The organism is Streptomyces neyagawaensis (assembly GCF_023516595.1).
Classification (GTDB): Bacteria; Actinomycetota; Actinomycetes; order Streptomycetales; family Streptomycetaceae; genus Streptomyces; species Streptomyces neyagawaensis.
Map to the genome: position 1 here is coordinate 1 of NZ_JAMGBG010000001.1, position 13791 is coordinate 13791.

The 13791-nt window shown below is 68.1% G+C and carries 9 protein-coding genes; 2 read left to right on the forward strand and 7 right to left on the reverse strand.

The genetic code is table 11. From position 1 onward, the window contains the following. Positions 1-299 (forward strand): integrase core domain-containing protein (locus M8J73_RS00005; protein ID WP_249828071.1); only part of this gene is annotated, 299 nt, incomplete at its 5' end. A 10-nt stretch (positions 300-309) separates the two neighbouring features. Here the strand turns inward: M8J73_RS00005 and M8J73_RS00010 are convergent. After that, positions 310-1806, reverse strand: a complete 1497-nt coding sequence (locus tag M8J73_RS00010) for a hypothetical protein (protein WP_055538002.1) — start codon at positions 1804-1806, stop codon at positions 310-312. Positions 1807-2958: 1152 nt separating this feature from the next. Between M8J73_RS00010 and M8J73_RS00015 the strand changes: the two genes are divergently transcribed. Further along, the gene (locus tag M8J73_RS00015) at positions 2959-3891 is read left to right on the forward strand and encodes an alpha/beta fold hydrolase (RefSeq protein ID WP_055538003.1); all 933 of its coding nucleotides are present in this window, start codon (positions 2959-2961) and stop codon (positions 3889-3891) included. Between the two features lie 63 nt (positions 3892-3954). Here M8J73_RS00015 and fxsT read toward each other — a convergent pair whose 3' ends face one another. The 6 genes from fxsT to M8J73_RS00045 all read right to left on the reverse strand — a co-directional run bounded on the left by fxsT (position 3955) and on the right by M8J73_RS00045 (position 13783). Next, positions 3955-7938 (reverse strand): FxSxx-COOH system tetratricopeptide repeat protein, encoded by a 3984-nt coding sequence (fxsT, locus tag M8J73_RS00020; RefSeq protein WP_055538004.1) that lies wholly within the window; start codon positions 7936-7938, stop codon positions 3955-3957. Next, a complete protein-coding gene (fsxC, locus tag M8J73_RS00025; protein WP_055538005.1) occupies positions 7935-9260 on the reverse strand; it encodes an FxsC protein in 1326 nt (441 codons plus the stop codon). The genes fxsT and fsxC overlap by 4 nt, the downstream gene beginning before the upstream one ends. A 4-nt stretch (positions 9261-9264) precedes the next feature. Continuing rightward, positions 9265-9921, reverse strand: coding sequence for a TIR-like protein FxsC (locus M8J73_RS00030; protein WP_055538010.1), 657 nt, complete (start codon positions 9919-9921; stop codon positions 9265-9267). Between the two features lie 194 nt (positions 9922-10115). Further along, complete coding sequence (locus tag M8J73_RS00035) at positions 10116-12440, reverse strand: FxsB family cyclophane-forming radical SAM/SPASM peptide maturase (protein WP_063799176.1); 2325 nt, start codon at positions 12438-12440, stop codon at positions 10116-10118. A gap of 34 nt (positions 12441-12474) precedes the next feature. Beyond that, positions 12475-12630, reverse strand: a complete 156-nt coding sequence (gene fxsA / locus M8J73_RS00040; protein ID WP_063799177.1) for an FxSxx-COOH cyclophane-containing RiPP peptide — start codon at positions 12628-12630, stop codon at positions 12475-12477. A gap of 250 nt (positions 12631-12880) precedes the next feature. Continuing rightward, on the reverse strand, positions 12881-13783 hold the full coding sequence (locus tag M8J73_RS00045; protein ID WP_055538006.1) for an ATP-binding cassette domain-containing protein: 903 nt from the start codon (positions 13781-13783) through the stop codon (positions 12881-12883). Between the last annotated feature and the right edge of the window lie 8 nt (positions 13784-13791).

Genomic DNA, 13791 nt, shown 5'->3' on the forward strand with positions numbered 1-13791 from the left:
TCGAACGGGTCATCACCGACAACGCCTGGACCTACCGCAAGAGCACTGCCTTCCGCCAGGCCGTGGCCGAGCTGGGCGCCGGGCAACGATTCATCCGCCCGCACTGCCCCTGGACAAACGGCAAGGTCGAACGCTTCAACCGCACCCTGCAAACCGAATGGGCCTACCGCCAGGTGTTCACCAGCAACACCGAACGCGACCACGCGCTGGCGCCGTGGCTGACCTTCTACAACACTCGACGCCGACACACCGCGCTCGCAGGCCAGCCCCCGATCAGCCGCCTGTCACCAAAGTCATGACCGAGTACACCTAGCGCCCCCTCGGCGCCACGTGGAGCCGGAATCCGGCGACCTCGTGAGCGGGCCAGGAGCGGGCGTAGTCGGGCGGGGCGCCGTCCCCTGCCACGAGGGCGGCGACCGGGACGCGTTCGGCGGTGCGCAGGATGCCCCCGCGGGTGATGTTGGCGTTGTTGCCGCGGACGGCGGCGGAGGCGCAGCCGGCGTAGAACGCGATGGGGATGGCGTAGTCGCCGGTGAGCAGGCACGGCGGCCGCACGCCCAGCCGTCGCAGGTCGGTGGCGACCCGGTCCCAGCCGCGGTGCGAGGCGCTGGTACGGTCGACGGTCCGCTTCAACACCGAGTACTGCACCCCCAGGTGCGCGACGAGCGCCAGCGCCACGAGCGTCCCCGCCACCGGCCGCCATGCCCCGCCCGGCCCGGTGACCAGGCTCAGGAGGCCGTCGGCGAGGGGGATCGCGAGCAGGGCGTACGCGGGGAGCAGGAACCGGGGCGCGGCGTAACCGATGAAGAAGAGGTACGGCAGGGCGGCGGTCGTGGCGCAGGCCAGCAGGACCAGTGTGGGCGTCCGGCGTCGTGCCCGGACGGCGACGGCAGCCCCGACGGCGGCGAGCACCGGTAGGGCGAACCACCAGGCGTAGATCGCCACGTGCGGCAGTTCCCCGGTGCAAGGGCGGCAGAGCGTGCGCCCCACGAGGCTGCGCAGCTGATCGTCGACGGCGATGTGCCAGCCCAGACCGCCCTGAACGCGTGACGCGTCGTCCAGCCGCCGGAGGAGCCCGCCGTACCGGGCGTACGCCTCGATCACCCAGGCCCCGGCGCCGGTACCGAGTCCGGCCGCCATCGCCACCGCCAGCCGGGGCTGCCGCCACCCGCGCGCCCCGACCAGCAGGAGCAGCAACGGCAGGGAGACCCACACGGCGTCCGTGGGCCGCATCCAGGCCATCAGCGCGGTACCGGCGGCGACACCCCAGAGGGTCGTTCGGCGGAGCGAGTACGGCGGGACGGCCTTGGCCTTGGTCTGGAGGAAGCATCCGGTGGTGACGAGGGCACCGATGGCGACCCAGTAGTTGGGCATGGCCTGGGGCCCGTAGAAGAGGGTCACCCACAGGGTGGCGAACAGGGCCCCCGCGAGCGCCAGGACCCGCAGGGGGAACAGCCCGTGCCACACCCGCAGCCCGAGGTAGAGCCCCGCCCCGGACAGCACCGCCAGATAGACCCGCAGCGACTCGGTGGACGACGACCACACGGCGACCGGTGCGACGAGCAGCGGGACGCCACGTGCGCGTGGCGCGCTGAAGAACGCGGCCGGGGCGTGCGGGCTGACCTGACTGACGTACACCGACTCGTCCCAGCCCAGCCCCATCCCCGGGGGGACGAGGACGAGTTGGGCGAGCGTGAACGCGCCGGCCACGGCGACCAGCGGGGCGAGCACCGGCGATGCGGCGGGGGGCGCGGTGACGGGTGCGACGAGCGGCGGGGCACTGGAGGCGTTGAAGCTGATGCGCATGACCCATCCCGGTGGCACAAGACGAAAGAGAGCCGAAGATCCTCTTGACCGACGAAAGGATCAGCCACCGTCCGGGACCACCGGGGCACGCCGCACCGAGCGACGCAGGCGATCACCCGGCTGCCTCGGACACCGTCACCCGGCCGCACCGTAGAGCGGCGCCCGGCCGCACCGTAGAGCGACACCTGGCCGCGCCCGACGGCTTCACGCGGCCCTCCCCCATACGGCCGCCTTCCTCCTTCCGAGGGGCGCTCTGCCTTGGATGACCGCGCCAGCTGATCGCCCCGCTGGAGGCACTGCTGTGGCGGGACGGCGCGTGGGCCGCGGGCGCCTGGATCGACGCGTGGGCGACGGCGGCCCACTGGAACCGACGGCGCGCCGAGACCGACGTGCCGGCACCGGCGTCCGAGGGCACCCTGGAGGCCCTCTCGGCTGGCCGCTGATCCGCGCCGACCCCCGGACGGGATGTGGGGCAGCCCCTCCGCCACCGCCGGTAGCCTCCAGGTCGTCACCGGCTACCACCGCCTCACGCGAGGCTCCTTCGCCCAGTCGGCGTCCCGGTGCCGCACCCCGAACGTGTCGTGGACGCGGGCCTGGGCCACGCGCGGGACACCCGCCACTTCGCACCCGGCCGGGAGAGCGCCTGCGACATCCTGGACGTCGCCCACCCCTCTGGCTCTGCACCCGCCGACTGGGCACGGGCCCGGACGGCATGCCCTAACGCACGCACGAGATCCACACCTGGGCGCAGACTCGTCTCACCAGAACCCTCTCCCGCTGGCACGACGCCGAAGGCTTCGGCCCAGGCACATCAGGCCCGGGCCCCGAACCAGGCTTGCAGGGGACAGAGATGTGGCTGGCGATCGTATGGCTGCTGGCGGACCTGCTGGGCCGGTCCGGCCAACTCGACTGTCGGACAGGTGGAGTACGCCGTCCGGGACCACCTGACGGGCGGTGAGACACACTGACCAGGCGCCCCATGGCCCGGTGCACTACCTTGAGGCCTGACCAGCCGAGCGGCCCACGGATACTCCTCGACCCGCCACACTTGGCCAGAACGGCTGAGCAACCGCTAGGAGCGGCGCCTCTCTTGCGCCATGCTGGGAGACTCCGCACTCCAGCCCACAGTCGCTGGCAACGGGAGGGCATCGGGTGGTCAGGACGGTAAGAACACCGGCTCATGGACGAGTGATCACCTACGAGGCATGGGGTGATCCCGACTCACACCCGGTGTTTCTGCTCCACGGAACACCCGGAAGCCGCCTCGGCCCCCGGCCGAGGACTTTCGATCTCCACAAACTGGGCATCCGCCTGATCGCCTACGACCGACCGGGATACGGCGGTTCCGACCGTCACCCCGGCCGGAGGGTTGTCCACGCCGCTGAGGACATCGACACCATCGCACAGGATCTGGACCTCAAGAAGTATTCGGTGGTCGGCAGATCCGGCGGCGCACCCCATGCCCTTGCCTGTGCGGCCCGCAACATCGGCAGCCAGGTGGCCAGTGCCGCCGCGCTGGTCTCTCTTGCACCGCCGGACGCCGATGACGGTCTCAACTGGCGTGAAGGCATGGCCGAGTCCAATGTGTCGACGTACGACCTGCTCGATGCCCATGCACCCGACGTGTCCGCTCTGGGTGTGCTGCTGGCCCGCAACGCCGAAACCATCCGCCGAGATCCGGCCCTGTTCCTCGCTGCACTCCGCCAGGAGATGCCGGAAGAGGACCGGATGGTCGTCGAGAATGCCGGCATTCGTCGGCAGCTGCTGCTCAACTACTTGTCCGCGGTGGGCTACGGAGAGCAGAGCGAGGGAGCGGCGGAGCAACCGCCCGCACCCACCGGCTGGGTGGACGACCTGGTGGCGTTCCGCAGGCACTGGGGATTCGACCTCGGTGACATCGACGGAACAGTGCCCGTGATGTTGTGGCACGGTGAGAGCGACGTCTTCGCCCCCGTCTCCCACTTCCGCTGGCTTGCCAAGAAGATCCCCACGGCCAAAGCGGTGCTGCATCCATCGGCGGCGCACTTCGCGGCCCTGCCGGCCTTGCCCCAGGTACTGGCCTGGGTGCGTGACGAGGCGGCCTGACGCCCACACGGCGCGGCCGTTGGCTTCTGACCCACCACGGCCGCACCGTCCCACTCGTCAGGACTAGATCGGGTGCGGCTCCAGGTCCAGGCAGCTGAGGTTCCAGGACTGGAGGGTCAGCACGCGGGGGTGTTCGTTGCCGATCCGCTTGATCAGTGCCGCCAAGGTGTCGTTGTGCTGCTTGCGGGCCTCGTCGGCCCGGCCCAGATGGCTGAGGATCACGGCGATGTTCCCCGAACATGTCAACGTCGACGGATGAGTCGGCTCAAGTACTTCCTTGAGCAGGTCGTACGCCTCCATGCCGGCTTTCCGGGCTTCCTCCCAGTTTCCCAACGCCGCTTCCGCGACGGCCAGATTGGCGTGGCAGATGAGGACGAAGGGATGATGCTCACCGTTGAGCTGCGCGAATCTCTCCCGGGCCAGCCGCAGATGCTCCCTGGCCTCGGCGGCCGCCTCAGGACGCGGGGACGCACCGCCGTCCAGCAGGAGGACCGCGTAATTGACCGAGCAGGCGATGGTGTGGGAGTGCATCTCCCCCAGCGTCTCCCTCAGGTCCTGCAGAACCCGGCGGATCAGAGCCAGACCTTCGTCGACCCGTCCCTGAGCGGCCAGGTCACCGGCCAGGCCCAGCTCCAGCACCAACCGCTCCGAGGTGGCTCCCCTCTCCCCCTCGGGTGTGCTGCGCAACACGTGGCGAACGAGTTCTTCCGCCTCGGCTGCCTTTCCCGCCCGCCTTAATGAACCGGCCAAGCCCTTCGCCGTGTGCAACACGGTCGGCGAGCCCTGGGTGAGCCGGGGGTTGCGCAGGCAGCGTTCGTAGGCACGGCTCAGCAGCGTGACGGATTCCTCGTAGTCGCCGCAGTCACGCAGATCCCGGCCCAGATTCACCGCCGACTCGATGGTCAGGGGGTGCTCATGGAGCTGGATCGCCTGGCGCAGTTCGAGTGTTCTGCGGTCCAGATCGCGGGCCCGCTTGTAGTCCCCGGAAAGTCTCAGGGCGACGGCGAGATTGTTGGCCGCGCTGAGGGTCCTCGCGTGATCCTCGCCGTAGATCAACTCGTAGCGCCGGTAGGTTTCCTCGTCGTAGCGCAATGCCTCCGACAGCCGGCCCAGGCCCCGCAAGTCGGCGGCGATGCTACTGGTGGTCATCAGGATGTGCTGATCGTCCTCGTCGCCGAGCACTTCCTTCTGTCGTTCCAGGACCTCCTGGTCCAGGGCGAGCGACTCCTCGTATCTGCCCTGGGCGCGGAGGATGTTGGCGATCTGGAAGCGCATGTGCAGTGTCCAGCGTTCGTCGACCTCCTCCGCGCTGGACCACGCGGCGACCCGTTTCTGGCTGTACTCCATCGCCAGGCTGAGTTCGCCCCGACGGCGCAGCTGGCGCACGCGGTCGACGAACAGTTCCTTGATGCCTTCGTCAGGAGCGGTCTCGGCCCACGGGGTGCCCAGATGCGGCCAGATGATCCGGTAGTTCTCCCAGGTATTAGGGTTCTCCGGGTCGTCCCCGCTGGGCCGGGCGGCGATCAGCGAACGGTAGACGACCTCCTGCGCGGCCTCTCGCTCCGTCTCGGTCATCTCCTTCCGCATGGCGGCCTGCATCATCCGGTGCACGGTGACGCTGCGCGCCTTCCGGTCGACGGTAACCAGGGAGAATCGGCTCAGCTCCTTGTACGCACGCGACACCGTACGGACACCGCCCAGAGCACGGGAGACCTCGAAGCCTTCCAGCAGATCCATGGAGATCGGCTCGGCACTGTAGTACGAGCAGATCTGCAAAAGCTGCACCGCCGGGGGAAACTTCTCCCTCAACTGCCCGAGCGCGAACTCCCAGGTGTTCTTGACCTCTCCGACCGTCTTGTCGTCGGGGTCGCCGGCGGCCTGGGGCTGGATCTGCTTGATGTAGTCGCGTACGTCGGCCCTAGTCTGCTCGATGAAGGCCGCGGCCCGTTCGATCGCGATCGGCAGGTCGCCCAGGGCATCCGCGATCTGGTCGGCCTCCGTCCAACTGCAGTCGGGCAGTCGGCTGTGCACGTGGGCGATACTCTCATGGCGCTCGAAGACGGGGACGTCGATGGTGTCCACGAACCGTCCCCAGCCCTCGGCCCGCTGGCTCGTGACCAGGATGTGGCCGCGTCGGCCGTCCATCATGAACTCGGGAAGATGATCGGGCTCCGGAACGTTGTCCAGGATCAGCAACCAACTGTCGACGTTCTCAGCGCCATTGAGGAACTTGGAGACCTCTTGGCCTGTGTCGGTCGGATTGGTCCGCTCCCGCAGACCGAGCTGCTCGGCCAGAGCGGCGTACCGCTCCAGAGCCAGTACGTCCTGCTCTGCTTGGATGTGCCAGACGACGTCGTAGTCGCTCCTGTAACGGTGGGCGAATTCCTGCGCCAGCAGGGTCTTGCCCACCCCGCCCATTCCCTTCAGCACGAGGACCCGCGAGTCACCCTTCCAGAGCTTTTCCCGGATGCCCTCCAACAGCTCCGTACGGCCGGTGAAGGACGACGTGCGCAGCGGTACGCCGAAGACGCGAGGCTCCGTTCGCGGGAAGCGGGGCAACTTGGGTTCAGCGCCGGCGAAGTGGTTGCGGGACAGCGACTCCCCACCTCTGCCGAACCAGGTCAGCAGCGCCGCACGACCGGTCTCGCCGCTGTTGCAGCGTGTCATGTCGGCAAGTTGCTCTCGGAAGGGAGGCTCCAGCGACACCCCTCGGTCGACCTGCATCGAGACAAGTTGGTGCGTGCGTCGGTCGCTCTCCGCGTAGACCGCTTCCCAGGTCGCCCGGTATCTGGACGACCTCATGTAGTCCTCGGAGAAGATGATGAGCGTATAGGAGGCTGCCTCCACACCTCGCTCGATCTCCCCCCGCGCCTGACCCCCGTCCGTCGGGTTCTCCTGCGCCAGGTGGACCTTGAATCCGGCCTGTTCCAGGACCGCGCCGGCCCAGTTGGCCCAGCTCCGGTCCTGGGGCACGAAGCTCAGATACACGTCGGAGACGCGCGGTGGCCGATGGCGGGTGTACCGGTCCAGGGTCTTGCGACGCAGCGACTCCTCGATGCGGGGCATGGAATCGACCTGGCCGTCGGTGATGACCGCCGTGAGTCTCTCGTAGGCGGAGAGCAGACTCTTGGGGTCACCCGGCTGCTCACGAAAGGGAGCGAGTGTCTCCTCGTAGGAGTAGATGGGGCGGTAGGGGATCTCCACACTGCCCCAGTAGTCCTCCGGGTCCCGCTCGGGGATGTGCTTGCGCACGATCCGGTCGAATCGGTACTGGATCTGGCCCCGGGCAGCGTCCAGTCGGTCCGCCTCCGCGTTCTCCACACGCATGGGGACCGGCAGGATCCGGATGTCCCGGTTGCCGTACAGCATGCCGTCGATGCGCTCGGCGACACCGGCCGCGCCCTCGATGCTCTGGCTGCTCGGCGTGAAGCCGATGACCACGGTGTGCGGAAGGTTGACCGTACAGATGTCCGAGATGTCGTTCAGGCCGGTGCGACTGTCGATGAGGACGTAGTCGAAGCTCTCGAGGAACTCGCGCTTGAGCCCGTCGAGGAATCTCGTGGCGAGCGGGCCCTCCATGAAGTGCTTCCAGTCGAACTGCGAGAATGCCGCCAGGTACCCCTGGTTCTTCGTGCCGGCCGGAAGATAGTAGAGCTGGCCACCTTCGGGGAAATCCCAATCGACCTGGATGATGCAGCTGTTGAGAGTGATGCCGTCGGAGGACCCCAGGTCGATCACTCCGGGATACACCGACCCCGGTTCGCCCTGGTACGCGAGTTCACCGGCACCGCCGTGGGTGGAGACCATGAAGTGGGTCGACCGACTCACCAGTTCCAGCACTCCGGGCGTCTCGCGAAGCTGCCTCTCACTCAGGAAGGGGTGCAGAAATCGGTCCAGCCCCGGTGCATCGAGATCCCAGTCGACCACCAGCACCCGGTTACCCGACGAGGCCAGGATCCACGCCGTGTTGGCGAGCGCCATCGTCCTTCCCGGACCACCCTTGTACGAGTAAAAGGTGATGATCCTGCGCGCATCCTCGCCGCTCATGGCCTGCCCTCCACACGACGTCCGTCGATCGATGCCCAGTTGTCCCGGCCGCCGTCGCGACATGGGGACAGGTCGGAACCGGATTCCGGGTCACCTCGGACGAATCCGCCGCTCCGGAATAATTGCGAATGGATATACCGTAAGTAGCGGATCTTGGTCGCCACGGCCAATTCGCTGAACCAGCGCGTGAAGACATCTGCTCCCGCCAACCCACGTACCGCTTCCTGCTCTCCCGCTCGCCCCTCGCTGAGGAAGCGCGGAAAGTGCGCCGCCAACAGGCCACGCAGCCGATCGGACTGCTCCTTGGTCTGCGCGTCGTCGCCGGACAGGGCACTCAGCACTGCGGTCCATGGCCGACGCACCCTGTCGAACTCCCCTGCCTGGTACGCCATTTGAGTGTTCTCCAGCGCCCAGGGGTCGACCACGAGCATCCACGGGGCGGTCGGCGGCTGCGTGCTGTGAAGTTCCGCCTGAATCTTGTGGAAGGGCACCACCGCGGGCGCGAAACCGAGGTTCCGGGCCGTGGCCTTCATCTGTTCGACCAGAGGGCCCACGGCCGGGCCGTAGGGCCGCCAATCGGCGACGCCGGGGCCGTACAGGACGTCGTCCCTGCCGACGGGTAACTGCGTCTCGGTGGGCGCGAGCACGGTGATGTTCAGCGGGGAAGCGAAGGGCGGGTCGGCGAAGGCGTCGTCCAGCCCGGCCAGCGTCATGGGCCGCACCGGGTTCCTTCCCCCGGACGAGTCCGACTGCCGGGGCACCCTCGCGGCCAGATCGACGATGCGCCGGGCGAGCCAGTCGGTCACCTGAGCAACCTGGGTCGCCGCCCGCTCGTCCTCGGGGTCCGATCGTTCTGTCAGGTCGAGTCTCTCGTCCAGCAGCCGATGCAACCCGTGCCTGGCATAATCCTCCGCCGCCTCCCCGATGCCCTCAGGCTCCTCGGGATACTGCTCCTTGACCCGCTTGGGCAGCGCGGTGGGCGAGTACGGCGTCCACAGCACCGGCACGATGTTCGGCCGAACGCCCTGCGCGGCACCGTCGGTGACGGCAGTCCACTGCCGTCCGCAATAAGGGTTACTGAAGTACCTTTGTGAGTACAGCGGAACGAAAACCTGACATCCGAACAGCGCGTTGAGCGAATTCTCGCTGGATGCGCCCTGCCGCTCGACAAAACCGGCCTTTTCCAGGGACACGTTCGCGTGACGTGCCACATCGGCGCACAGCTCGTCGAAGAACTGGAAGACAAGGCGATTGGGATCCTGCGACGCTCCCTGGAGTCGGTGAACAGGAACCCGCGCATAGCTCATGAAGAACTTCGGCATCCTGCTATTCCCCCTCGAAGACGTTCCGGAGGTCTTTGAACAGCTCCACGTCGCATGGTGCGAGGCTGGTCTGCTGAGCCACTTTCACGATCATCTCGGCGAGTGACCACACCAAACTGCGGTACATGCCGCGGCGACCTGCCTGCTTGAAGCCGTAGAGGCCGGCTTGCAGATATGGCCTACCCAGACTGGGAATGGCATACTGCACCTTCGCCGCCACGGGCGGCATGCTCAGATGCTGCTCTCCCACCCACAGGACGGGGACGATCGCGTTGCCCGTGTACGGCCGGGTCCGGAGCTGCTCCTCCTGCCGCCGCGCGAAGGCGTCCCATTCCTTGCCGCACCATTCCCTGGTGAAGTAACGGGTGTTGTAGATAGGCACGAAGACCCGGCAGGTGGCCAGAGCGTGCTTGAGCCGATTCTCCCAGTCGACACCGGTATCCATCCCCCGATTCAGGAAACCCGGAGATTCCTCACCGTCATGATCGGTCAACTGCATGATGTTGCTGCATAACAGCGTGTAGAACTCCTCCAATGCCAGATCCGACGCGTCCTTCTTCGCTCGGGCTCCCTTGTAGGGCGTCCGGGCGTAACTCATGAAGAACACATACGGATCGGAGGAATTTGACGACTGTAGCGCCTGAGAAGCCGCCTGAACCATGGACTCGCCCTTCCCCGCCCCCGTCGCGCCCACCACGAACCTCCCAGGGTCCCGAGCCTCGCGAGTTGGCTCCGAGATCGGAGCGCGATAGCTACTGCCGGCGCCCAGAGACGGGCCCAGAGCGGACCGTACCGGACACAGTTGCACGGAAAGGGAGTTGGTGGACTATTACACCGCGACCGGGTCGCTCTCCGCTACTCCGCCCACGTGTCAACCTCAGCCCGCATGCCCCGAACGAATCGGCGCCCAAGGGCGGTCAGTGAGCCTGTTTCGGCCATGGCGTCGAGAACGTCCACAACAGCCATACACCATTTGTCGGCCTCCAGCCGAGCCCGCTCGTGGAGATCGGCACAGACGTCCGCGATACCGCGGCGACGCCTGGTCCGCCAGACGTCGGCGACCGCGAGATGGGCGTACGCGCCCTGGACCACAGCATTGAGGGGTCGAGGGTCGGAGCGCCAGCGAACGCGAAAACGGCGGTCGTCGCGACCGTCGAGGAGATCGAACATGTCGAGCATCGCACCGAGTTTGACGTGCTGGTACTCGTGGACGATCAGCATCGCCAGGTCCTCGGCCGAGCGGGGCAGAGCGATACCCACCGCTCCGAAGGCGTGCCGGGAGGTGGCGCTCACGTCGTCGCCGGACGGATCGGGGGCGAGCGGGGTCACCGTGACGAGCCCGGCGGCGATGCCCCGGGCGTGGTCCGGGCATTCGGAGCGGATCAGTCGCCACGCCTGCGCGAACATCTCCTCCCAGCGTCGAAAATCAGCCTCAGCCAGTCTGGGCAGCGGCCGATACTCGTAGCAGTCGCGGGACGGGTCCACGTCGTCCAGGGCCACTTCCAGTCCGTCCGCGTACAGGTGCCTCAGCGGCTGCCAGACCGTTCCCCGTGGGGACCGCTCCCTTCCCAGGGCTCGGCCGCCCACGATGATCGCCGCGTCGGAAGCCGTCACGGTGACGGTCCCGGCCCGGTGGTCGACACTGTCCTGACCGATCAACAGACGGCCCATGCCGGGCAGATGGATCTCCGGCCCATCGGGACCCTCCCTCAGCGGCACCGGCAGGGTCAGCCGGCCACCGGTGCGGGCGACCGCGGACAGGGCTGCCTCGGCCGGGTGCCCGTCGGCTCCGCGGAGCGACTGTCCGCAGGCGAGAGCCCACACGCGCAGATACGGCTCGGACAGCAGTACGTCCAGCGCGGCGGTGGGCAGGTCGAGGACCGCGTCCCAGCCGGCCTCCGACCCCGTTCCCACATCCGCGCGGCGAGCGGCGGCCAGCAACGCGCGACGCTGGCTGTTCTGGGCCGCCGCGAGAGACCGTACGGCGGCGGCGCTGCCGTGTCCGGCGGCGAGTTCGTCGAAGTGGGTCCACGTCAGGCCGTGCCAGCCGTGACGGACATCGGTTTCGTCGCGCTCGGCGGCCTGGACGTACTCGATGATCTTCAGCAGGTCGGAGCAGTAGACCGAGGGATTGTCGAAGCCATTGACCGCTCGGTGGCGGTGCCCGTAGAGGCCGCCGCCGCAGACGGACACGACCGGGCAGGAACGGCACTGGGGGCTCAGCCCGTCCAGGCCGGCTCGCCGAGCCTGGATGCCACGGTGAGCGGCGGCCTCCTCCAGGCGATGGGTGTCGATGTGCATGCCCGTCTCCGGGGCGCCCGGGTAGGCCGTCTTGAGCCAGTCGGCCTGCTCGATGGCGCCGTCCGTCTCCACCACCAGCAGGTCGGAGCTGCCCAGGCCGAGTGCCTCGGTGAGGCTGCCCCGGCCACGCGTCAGTCGACTGATCGACTCGAAGAGCCGGATGCGCATGGGCATGCCGTCGGCGGTCCACTGCTTGTGCACCGCGATCAGCCAGTCCGCGTAGTCGGTGTCACCGCCGGGGCGAGGGGGTGGGTACTCCCAGGTCGCATGGGGCAGCAGGAAGTCCGCGGCGGGTGGGCGCAGGTCGGCCAGTGCCCGGTAGACATCCACCGGGTCGTTCTCGACGTCGATGGTGCAGAGCAGGCCGCCGAAGGCACTGCGGTGGGCCGGGGCTCCCAGGAGACGCACCGCGCGCACCGCGTCCTGGTGGGAGCCGGAGCCGTTGCGCCGGATCCGGTGACGGTCGTTGGACCTCTCGTCGCCGTCGAGCGAGATGCTGGCGACGATGGACTCCTCCACCAGCATCGCGCAGAACTCCTCGTCCAGACGGAGGCCGTTGGTCTGCATACGAAGGTCCAGCTCGGCCACGCCCCGCAGCGCGGAACGCAGCGAGCGGGCGAAGCGCCGCAGCCGTTCCCGTCCGGCCAGCAGGGGCTCGCCGCCGTGCAGGACGACGTGTACGCGAGTGAGGTGGTGTGCGGAGGCATGCTCCGCGATCCGGTCGGCCGTGCGTCGGAACGTCTCGTCCGACATGGTGACCGGACGCCTCAGCCAGCTCTTGTCGGCGTGCTGGTAGACGTAACAGTGGTCGCACGCCAAGTCGCAACGGCTGTGCACCTTGATCACGAACTGACGGAAGGGCCGCGTCGCCGCGATCACCGGTACGGTCCCTCGGGGATTCCGGCCGACCCGGTCAGAGCGACGACTGGAAGGCGGCCACCGGTTCTCCGCCTCCCCCGAGCATCCTTGCCAGAGCCGAGTCTTGTGCGGACTCCGGTACCTCAGCCAGCGAGATGTCGTGCAAGTCCCTGACGACGCTCGTGGCGAACGGCTGCTCGTAGCTGTCCATGGATGTCTCCTCGGGCGTATGGCTCACGGGCCGCATACCTCATAGTGGTGGCGCGTTGAACGAACAGCAAGGTGACCCACTCGCGCGCAGGCCGCGCGCGCCGCTCGAAGGTGACCCCGCACGACGAACGGCCGTGATCGTCAGGAGGCCCCTCCTGGCGGCCCCTCGCTGCGGAGGAGCCGACGGGTCAGGAAAGTCGTCCTGACGACACGGCCGTTGTCGTCGTCCGGTCCGAGGGGCCGGTTGGGCGTTACGCCGCCCCGTCCTTCGTCGAAGCCCCCGGAGCCGTCAGGTCCTTCTCCTCCGGGAGTTCGTCGACGTCCACTCCGCGGACCTGGGCCAGTTCGTGCTTGAGGGCCGCGAGTTCCGTGCCGCCCGCCATGTGGTTGGTGAGTTCCTCCAGGGTGACCTGGTCGCGGGCGGCGGAGAGTTCCATCGTGCCGAGGCGCAGGACGCTGAAGTGGTCGCCGACCATGTACGCGTGGTGCGGGTTGTGGGTGATGAAGATGACGCCGAGGCCGCGGTCGCGGGCGGCGGCGATGTACTTCAGGACCACACCCGACTGCTTGACGCCGAGGGCCGCCGTGGGCTCGTCGAGGATGAGGACGCGTGCGCCGAAGTAGACGGCGCGGGCGATCGCGACGCACTGGCGCTGGCCGCCGGAGAGCGTGCCGATGGGCTGTTCCAGGTCGTCCAGGACGATGCCCATGTTGCGCAGTTCGGCGTCCGCGGTCTGCTTCATCTTCTCGATGTCGAGGCGACGGATCGGCCAGGGACCCTTCGTCATCTCCGAGCCGAGGAAGAAGTTCCGCCACACCGGCATCAGGGGGACCGTGGCCAGATCCTGGTAGACCGTCGCGATGCCGGCGTCCAGGGCCTCGCGCGGGGTGGTGAAGCGGACCGGCGTGCCGTCGACCAGGAACTCGCCCTCGGTGTGCTGGTGCAGACCCGAGATGATCTTGATCAGGGTGGACTTGCCGGCACCGTTGTCGCCCAGGACGCAGGTGACCTTGCCGGGGTGCACGGTCAGGTCCACGCCGTGCAGGGCACGGACGTTGCCGTACGCCTTGCCCGCACCGCGCAGTTCCACCACCGGCGTGTCGGTGGCGGGGGTCGCGTCGGGCGAGGCGGCGGTCGTGTTCGTGGGTGTCATGGGGTGGT

Excerpts from the sequence above, each read along its gene's own strand:
- M8J73_RS00010 (WP_055538002.1), bottom strand. The coding sequence starts at position 1,806 with ATGCGCATCAGCTTCAACGCCTCCAGTGCCCCGCCGCTCGTCGCACCC.
- fxsT (WP_055538004.1), bottom strand. The coding sequence starts at position 7,938 with ATGAGCGGCGAGGATGCGCGCAGGATCATCACCTTTTACTCGTACAAG.
- fsxC (WP_055538005.1), bottom strand. The coding sequence starts at position 9,260 with ATGCCGAAGTTCTTCATGAGCTATGCGCGGGTTCCTGTTCACCGACTC.
- M8J73_RS00030 (WP_055538010.1), bottom strand. The coding sequence starts at position 9,921 with ATGGTTCAGGCGGCTTCTCAGGCGCTACAGTCGTCAAATTCCTCCGAT.
- fxsA (WP_063799177.1), bottom strand. The coding sequence starts at position 12,630 with ATGGACAGCTACGAGCAGCCGTTCGCCACGAGCGTCGTCAGGGACTTG.
- M8J73_RS00045 (WP_055538006.1), bottom strand. The coding sequence starts at position 13,783 with ATGACACCCACGAACACGACCGCCGCCTCGCCCGACGCGACCCCCGCC.